This is a genomic window from Luteibacter jiangsuensis (genome assembly GCF_030812295.1).
GTDB lineage: Bacteria > Pseudomonadota > Gammaproteobacteria > Xanthomonadales > Rhodanobacteraceae > Luteibacter > Luteibacter jiangsuensis_A.
This window is the reverse complement of record NZ_JAUSSK010000005.1, coordinates 398,275-413,071: the sequence shown is the minus strand read 5'-3', so window position 1 is coordinate 413,071 and position 14,797 is coordinate 398,275. Positions and strand designations below refer to the sequence as shown.

General features: G+C 66.9%; 12 protein-coding genes. 5 read left to right on the top strand and 7 right to left on the bottom strand.

The genetic code is table 11. The features are described from left to right. Window positions 1-2 precede the first annotated feature (2 nt). Together metB and J2T07_RS18110 are read left to right on the top strand one after the other, a co-directional pair. Complete coding sequence (metB, locus tag J2T07_RS18115) at window positions 3-1,196, top strand: cystathionine gamma-synthase (RefSeq protein ID WP_306851950.1); 1,194 nt, start codon at window positions 3-5, stop codon at window positions 1,194-1,196. Next, window positions 1,193-2,260: a homoserine dehydrogenase gene (locus J2T07_RS18110; RefSeq protein ID WP_306851948.1), complete on the top strand. Its 1,068-nt coding sequence runs from the start codon at window positions 1,193-1,195 to the stop codon at window positions 2,258-2,260. The genes metB and J2T07_RS18110 overlap by 4 nt, the downstream gene beginning before the upstream one ends. A gap of 228 nt (window positions 2,261-2,488) precedes the next feature. Here J2T07_RS18110 and J2T07_RS18105 read toward each other — a convergent pair whose 3' ends face one another. Then, a complete protein-coding gene (locus J2T07_RS18105; protein ID WP_306851946.1) occupies window positions 2,489-4,159 on the bottom strand; it encodes an APC family permease in 1,671 nt (556 codons plus the stop codon). 160 nt (window positions 4,160-4,319) lie between these two features. Here J2T07_RS18105 and J2T07_RS18100 point away from each other — a divergent pair, with 160 nt between their 5' ends. After that, window positions 4,320-4,700: a hypothetical protein gene (locus J2T07_RS18100; protein WP_306851943.1), complete on the top strand. Its 381-nt coding sequence runs from the start codon at window positions 4,320-4,322 to the stop codon at window positions 4,698-4,700. An 18-nt stretch (window positions 4,701-4,718) separates the two neighbouring features. On the opposite strand, the gene J2T07_RS18095 is transcribed toward J2T07_RS18100, so the two are convergent. Then, on the bottom strand, window positions 4,719-6,101 hold the full coding sequence (locus J2T07_RS18095; protein WP_306851939.1) for an L-serine ammonia-lyase: 1,383 nt from the start codon (window positions 6,099-6,101) through the stop codon (window positions 4,719-4,721). A 73-nt stretch (window positions 6,102-6,174) separates the two neighbouring features. Here J2T07_RS18095 and J2T07_RS18090 point away from each other — a divergent pair, with 73 nt between their 5' ends. Then, window positions 6,175-6,399, top strand: coding sequence for a glutaredoxin family protein (locus J2T07_RS18090; RefSeq protein WP_306851936.1), 225 nt, complete (start codon window positions 6,175-6,177; stop codon window positions 6,397-6,399). Window positions 6,400-6,422: 23 nt separating this feature from the next. Here J2T07_RS18090 and J2T07_RS18085 read toward each other — a convergent pair whose 3' ends face one another. The 5 genes from J2T07_RS18085 to J2T07_RS18065 form a co-directional block, all read right to left on the bottom strand. Further along, window positions 6,423-7,766, bottom strand: a complete 1,344-nt coding sequence (locus J2T07_RS18085; RefSeq protein ID WP_306851933.1) for a GTP-binding protein — start codon at window positions 7,764-7,766, stop codon at window positions 6,423-6,425. A 7-nt stretch (window positions 7,767-7,773) separates the two neighbouring features. Beyond that, window positions 7,774-8,334, bottom strand: coding sequence for a YceI family protein (locus J2T07_RS18080; protein WP_306851930.1), 561 nt, complete (start codon window positions 8,332-8,334; stop codon window positions 7,774-7,776). Next, window positions 8,331-8,915 (bottom strand): cytochrome b, encoded by a 585-nt coding sequence (locus tag J2T07_RS18075; RefSeq protein ID WP_306851927.1) that lies wholly within the window; start codon window positions 8,913-8,915, stop codon window positions 8,331-8,333. The genes J2T07_RS18080 and J2T07_RS18075 overlap by 4 nt, the downstream gene beginning before the upstream one ends. Then, a complete protein-coding gene (locus J2T07_RS18070; RefSeq protein ID WP_306851924.1) occupies window positions 8,899-9,522 on the bottom strand; it encodes a YceI family protein in 624 nt (207 codons plus the stop codon). Before J2T07_RS18070 ends, J2T07_RS18075 begins: the two co-directional genes overlap by 17 nt. 102 nt (window positions 9,523-9,624) lie before the next feature. Continuing rightward, on the bottom strand, window positions 9,625-11,079 hold the full coding sequence (locus J2T07_RS18065) for a GTPase (protein ID WP_306851921.1): 1,455 nt from the start codon (window positions 11,077-11,079) through the stop codon (window positions 9,625-9,627). 113 nt (window positions 11,080-11,192) lie between these two features. On the opposite strand from J2T07_RS18065, the gene J2T07_RS18060 reads away from it, so the two are divergent. Beyond that, window positions 11,193-14,699 (top strand): hybrid sensor histidine kinase/response regulator, encoded by a 3,507-nt coding sequence (locus J2T07_RS18060; protein WP_306851918.1) that lies wholly within the window; start codon window positions 11,193-11,195, stop codon window positions 14,697-14,699. Window positions 14,700-14,797: the final 98 nt, after the last annotated feature.

Here is a 14,797-nt window from a genome sequence, read left to right as displayed (position 1 = left end):
CCATGACCGATTCCCGTCTTTGTACCCGCGCCGTGCGCGCAGGCATCGAATCCGATACGCAGCACGGCGCGGTGGTGCCGCCTCTGCACCTGTCCACGAATTATTCGTTCGACGGCTTCGGCCGCAAGCGCGCCTATGACTATTCGCGCAGCGGCAATCCCACTCGTGACTTGCTCGCGGACGCGCTCACCGAGCTGGAAGAGGGCGCCGGCGCCGTGGTCACCGGCAGTGGCATGTCGGCAGTGGCGCTTGCGCTCGAACTGGTTCCCGCCGGATCGCTGGTGCTCGCTGCGCACGACTGCTACGGCGGTACCTGGCGCCTGCTCGATGCGTGGGCGAAGAAAGGCCGCTTCAGTGTGCGCTTCGTCGACTTCACCGATCCCTCCGCTCTTGCCGAGGGGCTCGCCGCGAGGCCTTCCCTGGTCTGGATCGAGACACCGTCGAACCCCCTGCTGCGGATCACCGACGTTCGCCATGTCGCACAGGCCGCGCATGCGGTGGGCGCGCTCGTGGTGGTCGACAACACCTTTCTTTCACCCGCGTTGCAGCAGCCGCTGAAGCTCGGCGCCGACCTCGTCGTGCACTCGACCACGAAGTACATCAATGGTCACAGCGATGTCGTCGGTGGCGCGGTGATCGCCGCGGACCAGGCCGTTGCCGAACAGCTGAAGTGGTGGGGCAATTGCAATGGCCTTACCGGCTCACCGTTCGACAGCTACCTCACGTTGCGTGGCGTGCGCACGCTCGCCGTGCGCCTGCGTGCGCACGAGGAAAATGCGCGCCGCGTCGCCGACCGCCTCGACGCTCACGAGGCAGTGCAGCGGGTCTATTACCCGGGCCTTGCCTCCCACCCCGGCCATGCCCTGGCGCAGCGCCAGCAAGGGGGCTTCGGTGCGATGCTGAGCTTCGAACTCGATGGCGGCACCGATGCCATCGAGGCCTTCGTCGACGGGTTGCGTTTCTTCTCGCTGGCGGAATCCCTTGGCGGCGTGGAAAGCCTGGTGGCGCACCCGGCCACCATGACGCATGCATCCATGGCGCCGGAAGCACGCCGTGTCGCCGGCATCTCCGATAGCCTGCTGCGCCTGTCGATCGGTATCGAGGATGGCGACGACCTCATCGCCGACATCGAAGCCGGCCTGGCTCGCGCCGCGGCGGTGGCCTCGGCGACCTCCAAACGCAAGGTCGGCGCATGAGCGCCGTGGCGATCGCACCGTTGGCCGAGCCGGTACCGCGCACCGCCATCGTGCTCCTGGGAACTGGCGTGGTCGGCCGCGCCTTGCTCACCCTGCTCGGTACGCCCGCGGCACGTTCGCTACGCCTGGTGGGTGCGGCGAACTCCCGGCGCCAGCACGTACTGGCCGATGGCGTCACACCTGGCGAGGTGGCCGAGCGCCTGGCCAAGGCACGCGAGGGCCGGGACAACCTGCCCTTGCTGGCCGCACTCGATGCGGCCAGCGCGACGAGGAAGGTCGTGGTCGACGCCACGGCCTGCGCCATCGAAGCGAGCCGCCACGCGGAGTGGCTTGCCGCCGGTTACCACGTCGTGACCGCGAACAAGGCCCTGGCGGGTGGACACCTGTCCGGCTGGCGCGCGCTGCAAAGCGCGACGGCGGGCGGCGCGGTGTACGGTGACGCCGCCACGGTCGGCGCGGGATTGCCCGTGCTTTCCACCTTGCGCCGGCTGCGCCATTGCGGAGACAGCCTGCTTACCCTCGAGGGTGTCTTCTCAGGCTCGCTATCGTGGTTGTTCAACCAGTACGACGGCAGCCGCCCGTTCTCGTCGCTCCTGCGCGACGCGCGGCGGCTGGGGTTCACCGAGCCCGATCCGCGCTCGGACCTCTCCGGCGAAGACGTGGCGCGCAAGCTGCTGATCATCGCGCGCAATGCGGGCTTCGCCCTCGGCAGCGATGAAGTGGAAGTGGAAAGCCTCGTGCCGGAAGCGTTGCGTGGCGTGGACACCAAGGCGTTTCTGGACCGGTTGGACGAGCTGGACGAGCCTTTGCGTGAACGCCACGCGCAAGCCCGTGCGAACGGCAAGGTGCTGCGCTACCTGGCACGGCTGAACCAGCGCGGCCGTGCGCGTGTCGGCTTGGTCGAGGTTGGCCACGACCACCCGGCCTCGCGGTTGTCGGGCACCGATAACCAGTTCGCGCTGACGACCACCCGATATCACGCGACGCCGTTGGTCATCCAGGGACCGGGGGCGGGACCGGAGATCACCGCCCAGGCGTTGCTTGGCGATGTGCTGGCGCTCTAGGTGGGAGCCGACCCTGTCGGCGATCCCGCGGCAGCGGGCCAGGTCGAGGCGAGTACCCATCGCCGACAAGTCGGCTCCCACAAGGGATTGAGGCGAGTACCCATCGCCGACAAGTCGGCTCCCACAAGGGATTGAAGCGAGCACCCATCGCCGACGGGGTCGGCTCCCACCAGGGCGGGGCCCACCGAAAAGCACAACAAAAAAACCGCCCCGAAGGGCGGTTTTTCCTTACCGGTGGCCGACGATTTTCTCGGCCTCGTCCGCGCTTGGCGGAAGGTCCGGCTCACCCGGCTCCAGTTCATCGTGGTGGAAGCGCGCGGCTTCCACCATCGGCGTGCGCCAACCCGTCGCGATGCCCCAGAAGTAGAAGATCGCACCCAGCACGGCGACCAGGGCGAGGTCGTAGCCATAGGGAATGTAGTCGTGGCCGCCGAAGGTCTTGCTGCCGGCCCAGGACACCAGCGCGATCACCGGCAGGTAGACGATCAGCCACCAGGCGCCCTTGAGGTGCCGGCTGAAGTCTTCCCAGCCGCTCTTGGCGGTGTAATAGAAGTAGATCGGCAGGGCGACGACCATCAGCAGGATGATCTCGCCCGTGAGCGGCCATTTCGCCCAGTAGAGCAGTTCCGTGGCGAAGATGAAGGCCAGCGCGGCAAGCACCGGCAGGCCGGGGATGCGCAGCGGGCGCTTCAGTTCCGGGGCGGTGCGACGCAGGGTCATCACGCTCACCGGGCCGGTGAGGTACGAGATGATCGTCGACACCGAGATCACGGCCGCCAGCGTGCCCCAGCCGCGGAAGAAGAACAGGAAGATGAAGCTCACCACGAGGTTCAGCCACATCGCCGGGCGGGGGATGCCGAAACGCGGGTGGATGTGACCGAAGATCTTCGGCAACTGGCCGTTGCGCTCCATCGCGTAGATCATGCGCGCCGTGGTCGCGGTGTAGGTGGCACCGGTACCGCTCGGGCTGACGAAGGCGTCGGCGTAAAGCAGGATGGCCATCCAGTTGATCATCAGCGCGGTGGCGAGCTGTGCGAACGGGGAGGCGTACTCGAGGCCGGCCCAGCCATTGCCGAGCTGGTCGGGTGGCACCGCGCCGATGAAGGCCACCTGCAGCAACACATACACCACCGTGGCCAGCAGGATCGACCCGATCACCGCAAGCGGTACGCTGCGCCCCGGATTGCGCGCTTCGCCGGCGAGGTTCACCGGGCTCTGGAAGCCGTTGAAGCTGAAGACGATGCCCGAGATGGCGACGGCGGTGAGGATCGACGAGATATCGATCGCGTGGGTGCCGCCATGGGCGCCGATGTCGAAGTTGCCCGGGTTGTAGCTGGTCGCGATCAGGGCGATGCCGGTGGCGGCCGGGACGACGAGCTTGAAGACCGTGATCGCCGTGTTGCTCTTGGCGAACAGCTTCACGCTCCAGAAGTTGAGGAAGAAATAGACCAGCACCAGCACGACGGCGATGGCGAGACCCGGCGGCGTGAGTTCGCCATGGCCATTGGTGACCACGTACAGGTCCTTGGTCCACGCGGCCCATTCCCATGGCCACGAGGCCATGTACTGTACCGAGGCCTCGGCTTCCACGGGGATCACCGAGACGATGGCGATCCAGTTCGCCCAGCCGGCGATGAAGCCGACCAGCGATCCGTGTGAGTAATGGCCATAGCGGACCATGCCGCCGGACTCCGGGAACATCGCGCCGAGTTCCGCGTAGGTGAGGGCGATGAAGAGGATGATGACGGCGCCGATGAGCCAGGCGTAGACGGCACCGGGGCCGGCCAACTGGGCGGCGTGCCAGGCACCGAACAACCAGCCTGAGCCGATGATCGACCCCAGGCCGGTGAGCATGAGGGCAAAGGCGCCGACGTCGCGGCGAATAGCGCTATGGGACATGGTGACTCCGGTCGGACGGGACGGGTGGACCCCGGCCCAGGGCGGCACAAGGGCCGGATGATGACAGCCCGGGACCTCTCTGTCAGCCAGTGCCGGCCGTACCCCAACCGGCACCGCGTCGATATACACTGGCCGACGCGGTAGGGATCAAGGGGTTCGGATGCGTTCGAAGGCGGTCGCCAGCACCATGTTGTTCGTTGCCATGACGGCATGCGGCATTGCCGCAGCCGCCGAGCAATGGAGCGACAAGGGCCGGCTGATCGATTCGGAGTCCTACGACCGCACCGCCAAGGGTTTTTACTTCACTTTGTATCCCGGCGAAGACCCCGTGGAAGCCGTGCGGCGCTGCGCCATCGCGATGCGCGAACTGGGCCACCTGGCATCGGTTTCCTGCTTCGCGTACACGAGCAAGCAGCGCTTCGACACACGCCGGGGGAAGCTGCGCATTTGCTACACCGCGGTGGCCAACTGGTGGGGTGAGGACCAGCCGGTACGGGTCGAGACGGTCGACCGGCTGCCGAGGCTGTGCCCGTCGCGCTGAGGTTCATCGCAATCGCGGTCAGCACTCGATGACGTTCACCGCCAGGCCGCCGCGCGAGGTTTCCTTGTACTTGTCCTTCATGTCGCGACCGGTGTCGCGCATGGTGGCGATCACCTTGTCGAGCGACACATGGTGCTTGCCGTCCGCCTTCAGCGCCATGCGGCTGGCGTTGATCGCCTTCACCGCGCCCATCGCGTTGCGCTCGATGCAGGGGATCTGCACCAGGCCGCCGATGGGATCGCAGGTGAGGCCGAGGTTGTGTTCCATGCCGATCTCGGCGGCGTTCTCCACCTGGGTCACGGTACCGCCCAACGCCGCGGTGAGGCCACCGGCGGCCATCGAGCAGGCGACGCCCACCTCGCCCTGGCAGCCCACTTCGGCACCGGAAATCGAGGCATTTTCCTTGTAGAGGATGCCGATGGCGCCCGCGGTGAGCAGGAATTCGACCACCCCGTCCTCATTGGCGCCCGGACAGAAGCGCCGGTAGTAGTGCAGCACGGCGGGGACGATGCCCGCCGCGCCGTTGGTCGGCGCGGTGACCACGCTGCCGCCGGCGGCGTTCTCTTCATTCACCGCCAGCGCGTAGAGGTTGACCCAGTCGAGGATGGTGAGCGGATCGCGCAGCGCGGCTTCCGGCTGCGCGCGCAACTCGGCGGCCATCGTCGGGGCGCGGCGGTTGACCTTCAGTCCGCCCGGCAATACACCGGGGGAGCGAAGGCCACGCTCCACGCAGTCCTGCATCGCTTTCCATATCCTGAGCAGGCCGGCGCGGGTCTCCGCTTCGGGACGCCAGATGCTTTCGTTGCGCATCATCAGTTGCGCGATCGTGAGGCCGTGTTCCTTGCACAGCGATAGCAACTGGTCGCCGGACGAGAACGGGAGCGGCTGCTCGCTGGTGTCCGCCACGATGCGATCTTCTGCCGCTTCGTCTGGATTGACCACGAAACCGCCACCGACGGAGTAGTAGTCGCGCGTGGCCAGTTCGTCGCCCTCGGCATCGTAGGCCGAGAACCGCATGCCGTTGGTATGGAACGGGAGCTTCTGCCGCTTGTTGAAGACGAGGTCGGCCTTCTCGTCGAAGGTGATCTCGTGGCGGCCGAGGATGCGTATGCGCTTGCTGCTGCGGATGCGCTCGAGTGTCGCCGGGATCGTGTCCGGATCGACCCGGTCGGGCCACTCGCCCTCCAGGCCCAGCAGGACGGCCTTGTCGGTGCCGTGGCCGCGGCCGGTCATCGCCAGGGAGCCGAACAGCTCGCAGCGGACGCGGGCTACACGATCCAGCACGCCCTTTTCCTCCAGCCAGTGCTCGACGAAACGTGCCCCGGCACGCATCGGCCCGACGGTGTGGGACGAAGATGGGCCGATGCCGATCTTGAAGAGGTCGAAGACGCTGACTGCCATGGCTGCGGGAGGATTGGCTATGGGGAGCCCGCTATTCTACGCTGCGAGCCCCGACGACCCCATACACCGGCGCATGTCCCACTTCACCCTGTTCCAGCGCGACGATTGCCACCTCTGCGACCAGGCCCTGGCGGTGCTGGCGGAGGCGCGGTTCCCGGATTTCGTTTCCGTATGGATCGACGACGACGACGGGCTGGAGGCGCGTTATGGCGCGCGGGTGCCGGTGCTGCGGAGGGAGGATGGGGTGGAGTTGGAGTGGCCTTTCGATGTGGAGACGGCGCGGCGTTTCGCGGGCTGAAGCGCCGACCCTGTCGGTGATTCCTACTTACGCAGCCGCCGCAGGATTTCCTCGCGCGCTTCGCGCAGGATCGAATCCCGGTCGAGGCTGGCGACGATCTCCGCCACGGCGCGCTTGGCGCCGTGTTCGCCCCACGACTTTCCGGTGACGAGATAGTGCTCGGCCGCACGGCCGATCAGCACCGTGGCGTACCAGCCCAGTGCGCCCTGGGCGGCGGCGGTGACCACCACGGACAAGCCCCCGCTCAAGCCCTTCAACGCCGACGACACGAGTTGGACACCCCATACCGCTCCCATCAGGGCGGCCAGCTGCGTGGTGATGACGGCGACCAGCCGTCCCGATTCGCTTCGGGTCAGGGGTAGCCCATAGACGCGCCCGAGTTGTACGACCATCGCCGCATCCAAGCCGCCGGCGAGCAACAGGTCGGCGACCGGCACGGGGTTCAAGGCCACGGCGACGGCCTTGGCGATGCAGTACTGGCGGATGACGCCGGAGGCGACGTCGCGCCGGGTCGCGGCGATACGCTCGCTGACCTGATCGGTCAGCCGACCGGCGAACAGCCCGGCGTTGATCGCCGACAGTGCCTTGCCTTCGCGTTCGGCGATGGCGAGCAGGCGCGCCTTCAACGCTGCCACATCGGCGGCGCGCGGTTCACGGAGATGGCGCTCCTTGCCCGCGGCGTCCACTTCCATGACATCGCGCGGGGCGGGGCGCGCCGTCACGGCGATGACGTCCTCCCGCCGGACCAGGTTCGCGGCATGCTGGCGAAGCCGTTCGAGCAGGCTCTCACGTTCGTCGTCGCTGTAGCGGTCGGCCTTGTTGAGGGCGACCAGGAGCGGCCGGCGCGTGGATGCCAGCGTGCGTAGCGCGTCACGCTCCTCGCGGGTGAGGTCGCCGTCGGCGACGAAGATGATCAGGTCGCTCACCTCGGCGACCTCGAAGGCGAGTTTCTCGCGCGCTTCACCGCCGAGTTCGTTGATCCCCGGCGTATCGATCAGCACCAGGCCCGCACTGGCCGCTTCGTCCAGGCGCGCCGCACCGGCCTCGGTGGTGGTGCCGTGGAGCACGCCCACTTCGAAGGCATCGCGACCGAGCAACGCGTTGCCCAGCGCCGATTTTCCCGCGGATACGCGACCGAAGACGGCCACGTGCAATTCCTCGTTCTCCAGGCGGTCGAGCATGCGCTCGACGCGCTGGAAGTCGGCAGCCATGGCCTCGCGGACATGGGACGGTATCGAGGGATCCTCGAGCAGGCCACGAAGGCTGGCGGCCACCGCGCCGCCCCGCTTGTCCACGGCGGACGCCGTAGCGTCGCCGCGGCGGAAGCGGCCGGCGATGTCCCGCAGGCGTTCGCGCCACCCCGTCATGTGCCGCTTACTTCGGCAGCAGGTTCAGCGAGCCATTGACCAGCACCTCGTTGGCGATGGTGGTGGTGTCCTTGTAATCGCCGCTGCCGACACCGAAGTCGAGGCGATTCACCGTGCCCGTGACCGACAGCCGCGCGCCGCCGGCGTTTGGCGAAAAAGCGACCTTCAACGCGACCGGCTTGGTGACGCCGTGCAGGGTGAGGTTGCCATTGGCGATGACGTTGCCCTTGGCATCCTTGCTGAAGCCCGTGGTGACGTAGTGCGCTTTCGGGAATTTCGATGCATCGAAGAAGTCGCTGCCGGGCAACGCGCTGTCACGATCGTTGTCGCCGGTCCTGGCGGTGGCGACGTCGACGCTCACGTCGAACTTCGACGCGGCGAGATTCGCCGGATCGTAACTGATCGCCGCATCGAACTTGCCGAAGCTGCCATCGAACTGCTGGCCCTGGAACTTGCCACTGAAGCCGAGCGTGCTGCCGGGGCCGACCTTGTAGTCCGCGGCGGAAGCGGCGAAGGTCAAGGCCAGGGCGAGGCCGAGCATGGACAGGCGGCGGATCGTCGGATTCATGGGGTATCTCCGGGGATGGTGGGGTTGTTCCGCTTCACACGGCCGAACGGCAACATGCGGCGGAGGGTGTCGTCGCGGTCGACGATGTGGTGCTTGAGCGCGCCACCGACGTGGGCGACAAGCACGAGGAGCAGGAACCAGAACAGGTATTCATGCACCGCGCCGAGGACGTTGGACAGTTCTTCGTTCTTCTCCAGCAAGGCGGGAAGGTTGAACTGCTTGAAATACTGCAGCGGATATCCGTGCGCCGAATTGTACGCCCAGCCGGTCAGCGGGATCGTGACGATCAGGAGGTAGAGGAAGCCGTGAACCGTGTGCGCCGCGATCTTCTGCCAGGCCGGGGCGGGCTCGTCGTGCGGACGGCGGTCGATCGTGCGCCAGAGCACGCGCAGCAGGAACAGCGCCAGCACCGTCAGGCCGATCGACTTGTGCAGCGCGAACATGTTGATCTTGTGCAGCGATGGCTTGAGACCATCCATCCAGTAGGCGAACGCACCGTTGCCCAGGATCAACAAGGCCATCGTCCAGTGGAAGGTCTTGGCGACGGGGCTCCAGCGGGTGTGATCACTGCGCAGCGGCACGGTTCGTCTCCTTGTTTTGGTCGGCGGATTCACCGCCGCGGATGCCTTCGATTTCCAGCCATACCGATACGCCGGTACCGATCGAGTTGCGGTTGGAGGTCATGCCGTAGGCGGTGCGGTCGAGGATGATCTGGGCCGAGAAGCCGGCCACGGTGTGCAAGCCGTAGATGGTCTTGCCTATGCGGTTCACCCGGAACGGAATGTCCAGTGGAAGCGTCGTGCCGCGCAGGGTGAGCTTGCCGTGCACGACGCCCTCGTCGTCGTTTCGTTTCTCCACGGATTCGCTGATGTAGCGCGCGGTGGCGGCGCGGTCGCTGTCGAGCAGGCTGGACCCGCGCACCGCCTTGTCCCATCCACTGTCGCCCATGTCCACGGAAGCCAGGTCGATGGTCGCGTCGACCGACGATTTCGACCAATCGTCGCGGTCGAAGACGATCGTTCCGTTCGCGATGCGCAATCGGCCGAAGGATCGCGAGAAACCGTTGTGGTCGACATTGAAGACGACCTGGCTGTGCACGGGGTCGATCCGATAGGTGACGGCTTCCGCGTGCGTCATGAAGGGGGCTGTGCCCAGCGCGACAGGGAGGATGAAACGGGCAAGGTGCATGCGTGGTGGCCTGCTGCCGGAAGGCCGCCTGGCGGCCGATGCGAAGAGTGTGGCCGAGCGGCGGTGGCTTGTCAGCCCGGTTGCCGCGAACGGATCGTTCACTCAGCGATCCCGCAAGGCTTCGCCGGTCAATTCGGCGAGGCGGCGCAGGCGCGAAGTTCCGGCGTCGGCGAGCAGTTCACGCATCCGTTCGCCCGCATCGGCCTGGTCCAGTGTGTGCCGCTCCGCCAGCGTCGCCGCCAGGCCACGCCCGAAGCTGTCGAAAATGAGGGCGTAGGCAAAAGCGTGCAAGACACCGCCACCGAGCGTGCCCAGGCCTGGAAAAGCCTTCATCGCGTTGCCCGCCACGGCGAGCACCACCGAGGTTCCTGTGCGCAAGGTCATGCGAACCTGGCGCAGGAGATTGTCGATTTCGACGTCGGTGACCCGGACACCATGGAGGTCGGCCAAAGCGCGAACCATGCCTGTGGCCAGGATGCCCTGGATGACCAGATCGCTTCCCGGCGCGACCGCGGCCATCGCGCCGACGATGGCGCGTCGCGCGTAGCGGTGGACGATGCGCTCCGACTCCAGGGCGCGGTACACGGACTCTTGTTCCGCCGTGCGTTCGTGCAGGCCAGCGAGTACGGCGTTTTCGCGCAGCGCCTCCAGGGCGGCCGCTCCCGGTGCCAGGAGGCGGCGCAGCGCATCGAGCAGTGGCCGCACATCGGCGGCGCGCCTTCGGGTGACCTCCTCGGTATCTCCATCGGGCAGGCGCCGTGTGAAGCGTTCCTCTCCACCGGCGCTGATCGCGACCACGGCATCGGGTATCCCGGCGGCCCGTTCGCGCACGCGGGCCAGGATGCGCTCGCGCTCGGCGAGCGTCCATTGGTCGGCCTTGTTGACCGCCAGCAGCAACGGCTTGCCGAAGTCCCCCAGCCAGCGCAATTCATCCGCCTGGGTACGGGTGAGGTCGCCGGCGCAGACGTAGATCACGGCGTGCGCGCGCAGCGCTTCGTGCCGGGCCAGCCGTTCCCGTGATTCACCGCCCGTCTCGGCGGAACCAGGTACATCGGCGATCATCCAGCGCTCGCCTGCCGGTGTCTCGCCCTCGTAATGCGCGATCTCCCTCGTGGTTCCGCCGAGCACGTCGCTGCCCGGTGCGGCGCCCGGTACCAGCGCCGCGATCAGGGTTGACTTGCCCGTGGAAATCTCGCCGAACACCGCGACATAGACGTGTGCGCTTTCGCGGCGGCGGTCGAGTTCGCCCAACTCACTACGAAGTTCCTCAACACTGGCGTCGGTTTCGCGCAGCTGGGCGATACGCGCCTCGAGTGACGCCCGGTCTGGTGCGACGACGGGAGCGCGTGGCTTGCGGGGGCGCAGCCACCACGCCGCGAGGCCTGCGCCGAGGACCGCCAGGGCGACCAGAAGACCGCCAACCAGCCAGCGCAAACCCTCGGGCAACCCCATGAAACGCTGGGCGAGCGCGACCGCGCGGTCGAGCGCCGCCAACAGCAGCCAGACAACGGCGGCGAAACCGATGGTTGCTACGAGGAGGCGGAATCGGCGGGACATGCCCCCATTCTACGGGCAGCGAGTAGGCGCACACCTACGTCCCCGGCCGGGGCATGCCCATTTTGCCCCCGTCGCTGGCATGGCATCATCGGGCTCGTACCGGGAACTTGCGTATGCATCACACGCTCATCACGAGATGGATCCTCGTGGCCACGATCTTCGTGATCGCGGCCCCCCTCACCACCGAAGCGGCCACCATGCCGCCGGTCCCCACGCCGCAGTTCCGCAGCTACGGATTGCATGAAGGCCTGCCCAGCAGCAAGGTCCAGGCCGTAGCCCAGGACGCCCGCGGTTTCGTATGGGTGGGCACGTCGGTTGGCCTCTCCCGTTTCGATGGCGTCGAATTCACCACGCCAGGCATCGGCCCGGACTTCACCCACCCGTTACCCACCGGTGGCGTGGTGGCCCTGTTGGTGGATTCCGCCGATCGCCTTTGGATCGGCGGCCCCGAAATGGGACTCGGGCGCTACGATCCCGCAAGCGGTGGCTTCGTGCAGTGGCACGACAGCCTGGCGGACAACGACGTCCGCGCGATCGCGCAGGCGCGCGACGGTTCGATCTGGATCGGAACCGGTGGTGGCCTGGCCCATATGCGGGCCGACGGCAGCGCCTTCGAGCATCGTCATGCGGGCGCCGACGGGCCGTCGTCGGCATCGATTCGTGCCGTCCACGCATCGGACGACGGTCGTGTATGGATCGGCTCGGACGGGGGCGTGGATGTCGTCGATGTGTCTGGCCGTATCTACAGCGTGCCCTTCGAAGACGGAAGCCACCCACGTGTGCTTCGGATCGACGGCCATGCGGCGGAGTTACGCTTCGCGACCGAACGAGGCCTTTATCGCCTGTCCCATGACGGTCAGTTGCGCCGCGACCGACGCCTCCCGGTATCAACAGCCTACGCTTCCCTTGTCGACAGCCACGGCAGCTTATGGCTCTCGGGCGTCGATGGTTTGTCGATGCTCGATCGCTACGGGCGCCTGCACGCCGTGCCGGGCTCATGGACCGCATCCGGAGGACTACCCGGACGTACCGTGCGCGGCATGTTGGAGGATCGGGAGCACGGCCTGTGGTTCGCCCTGAGCGACGGTGGACTGGCTTACCTCGGGCCGGCCTGGGAGGACTTCACCCGTTTCGCGCATGTCGCCACCGATCGCTTCAGTTTTCCCGGCCGTGCGGTCACGGCCGTGGCCGCGCACGGAAGCACGCAACTGTGGGTCGGGGGCCTGCGCGGGTGGATCCGCCGTTTCAATCCCGCCACGGGGCGCACCGATGAAGGATTCGATATCGGGTCCGTGCGCGTGCAATCGTTGCTCGAGGTATCGCGTGGCCTGCTGATCGGGACGGTGGACGGCCTGTCGCTCGCGCGGCGTGGACGCGCGCGGCCACTGTTGCGGGCAAGCGTCGATCGGCCCGTCACGACGATAGTCGCGGGTAATGATGAAACCGTCTATGTCGCCTCGCTGGGCCAGGGTCTCTTCGCGCTCGATACAAAGCTCACCCAGGCCACCGCGATTCCCTTCGCCGAGTCGCGGCGCGGCGCGGCGGATACGCGGCAAATTGAGATCGTCGACGGCGAGCTCTGGCAGGCAAGCCTGGCGGGCCTCGCCCGACTCGATCGCGGGTCGGGCGACATGCGCTTCATTGAAGGCATCGCGCCTGGCCGGATCAATGCCTTCGAACCGGAGGAGGACGGCTTCTGGGTCGTACGCCCGGACGCCCTGGAACACTACCGCTGGGACGGCCGGCGAGCGCAGCGCGATCGCCATGTCGGCGGCGCGGATGGATTCCCGTCGTCGGATATCCTCAACGTGCGCCGCGACGTCGTTGGCCGCATCTGGTTGTACGGTCACACCGGGGTTTGGCGCTTCGATCCGGGCAGTGGCAACTTTCGTCCGTTCGGCCTCGCCGACGGATTGGCCAGCGGCGAATTCACCAATGCGACAACCGTGCTACTCGACGACGGTACGATGTATGGCGCCACCCTCGGGGGCCTTGTGGGATTCCGGCCCGATCGTCAGCGCGACCACATACGGGCGCCCGCCATCGCCGTACTCGGTGCCACGGTGTCGCGCGGCGGCGTTCGCCAGGTCGTGCCCGTCGAAGACGGATCATTGCGTCTTGCCTGGAACGATCGCGAACTGATCGTGCGGGCGCGTGCCCTTTCCTACGTCAATCCGGATCGCAACCACCTGGTTTTCACGCTCGGGCACGATGGCGGTACGACGGTGTTGCATACGGGAAAGGATGGCGAGCGTAACTTCGGCCCGCTCCGCGCGGGCGTCTATCGGCTGGTGATATCCGGCTCGGGGCGCGACGAAGTGAACGGATCGCTTCCCGAGCCACTGACCATCGTGGTCGATGCGCCGCCATGGTTTCGCTGGTGGGCATGGCTCGCCTACGCGGTCGCCCTGGGTGGCGTCGCCCTTGCCATCGTCTTCAGCACGCGCCGGCGCGTACGCCAGGCCATGCGGCTCAAGCTTGCCGAGCAACAGAAGCGCCTTGCTGAAGCAGCGAACGCGGCAAAGACCGATTTCATGGCGACGCTCGGCCATGAGATCCGTACACCGATGACCGGCGTGCTCGGCATGGCCGAGTTGATGGCGAGAACCCCGCTCGACGATACGCAACGAAGCTATGTCGAGGCGGTCCGCCGTTCGGGAGCTACGTTGTTGCGGCTGGTCAACGATGCGCTGGACATCACCCGCATCGAATCGCGCCGGTTGGTTCTCGAGTCGGAATGTGTCTCGCTACGTGCCATCAGCGACGAGGTGGTCGCATTGGCCACCGGCAGCGCGGGGGAGAAGGGCCTGGTCCTCTCGTCGGCGATCGACGCCGGCGTGCCCGCGGCCATCCGTGGCGATGCGATCCGCCTTCGTCAGATCCTGCAGAATCTCGTGAACAACGCGGTGAAATTCACAGAGCGCGGTGGAGTGTCCCTGCACATGGGGCGCGATGGCGGAACCGTCGTCATGACGGTGAACGACACCGGCCCGGGCATGTCGGCAGCGTTGTGCTCGCGAGTATTTTCCCGGTTCGAGCAGGGTGGGTCACCGCAACGCGCCCAGGGATGCGGGCTGGGCCTTGCGATCTGCCACGAGCTATGCGTCCTGATGGGCGGAACGATCCGCGTGAGCAGCGAGCCAGGGCAGGGCAGTTCCTTCGTCGTGCAGCTCCCATTCGAGGTGTGTACGTGCGAGGGTCACGCCAGCAACCCTGTCCCGTCGTTCGCCCTCACGGGAAAGCGGCTGCTCCTGGTCGAGGATGACGCCCTCGTCAGCGAGGTGATCACTGGCTTGTTGGGCCGGCGCGGCCATGTGGTTACGGCTGTCGCCGACGGACTTGCCGCCATGACCGAACTGTCGCGCGGCACCTTCGACGCAATGCTGCTCGACCTGGACCTACCGGTGGTCGACGGCTTCCAGGTGGCGCGCCTCGTCCGCCGCATGGAACACCTGGATGGGTTGCCGATCATTGCCGTCACAGCGCGTTCCGCCGGCGACGAACTGTCGGCGATCCGCGACGCCGGCATGGACGCCTTGTTGCGCAAACCCATGACGGGCGACGACCTGGACGCGGTGCTGGAGAGTGTCTGCCACGCATCGGCCGCCACGATGCAGTAAAGGTCTCTTCCTCTGGTGGGAGCCGACCCTGTCGGCGATAAACGCTTGCCTCAACCTGGCCCGTTGCCACGGGATCGCCGACAGGGTCGGCTCCCACC

Excerpts from the sequence above, each read along its gene's own strand:
- metB (WP_306851950.1), top strand. The coding sequence starts at position 3 with ATGACCGATTCCCGTCTTTGTACCCGCGCCGTGCGCGCAGGCATCGAA.
- J2T07_RS18110 (WP_306851948.1), top strand. The coding sequence starts at position 1,193 with ATGAGCGCCGTGGCGATCGCACCGTTGGCCGAGCCGGTACCGCGCACC.
- J2T07_RS18105 (WP_306851946.1), bottom strand. The coding sequence starts at position 4,159 with ATGTCCCATAGCGCTATTCGCCGCGACGTCGGCGCCTTTGCCCTCATG.
- J2T07_RS18100 (WP_306851943.1), top strand. The coding sequence starts at position 4,320 with ATGCGTTCGAAGGCGGTCGCCAGCACCATGTTGTTCGTTGCCATGACG.
- J2T07_RS18095 (WP_306851939.1), bottom strand. The coding sequence starts at position 6,101 with ATGGCAGTCAGCGTCTTCGACCTCTTCAAGATCGGCATCGGCCCATCT.
- J2T07_RS18090 (WP_306851936.1), top strand. The coding sequence starts at position 6,175 with ATGTCCCACTTCACCCTGTTCCAGCGCGACGATTGCCACCTCTGCGAC.
- J2T07_RS18085 (WP_306851933.1), bottom strand. The coding sequence starts at position 7,766 with ATGACGGGGTGGCGCGAACGCCTGCGGGACATCGCCGGCCGCTTCCGC.
- J2T07_RS18080 (WP_306851930.1), bottom strand. The coding sequence starts at position 8,334 with ATGAATCCGACGATCCGCCGCCTGTCCATGCTCGGCCTCGCCCTGGCC.
- J2T07_RS18070 (WP_306851924.1), bottom strand. The coding sequence starts at position 9,522 with ATGCACCTTGCCCGTTTCATCCTCCCTGTCGCGCTGGGCACAGCCCCC.
- J2T07_RS18065 (WP_306851921.1), bottom strand. The coding sequence starts at position 11,079 with ATGTCCCGCCGATTCCGCCTCCTCGTAGCAACCATCGGTTTCGCCGCC.
- J2T07_RS18060 (WP_306851918.1), top strand. The coding sequence starts at position 11,193 with ATGCATCACACGCTCATCACGAGATGGATCCTCGTGGCCACGATCTTC.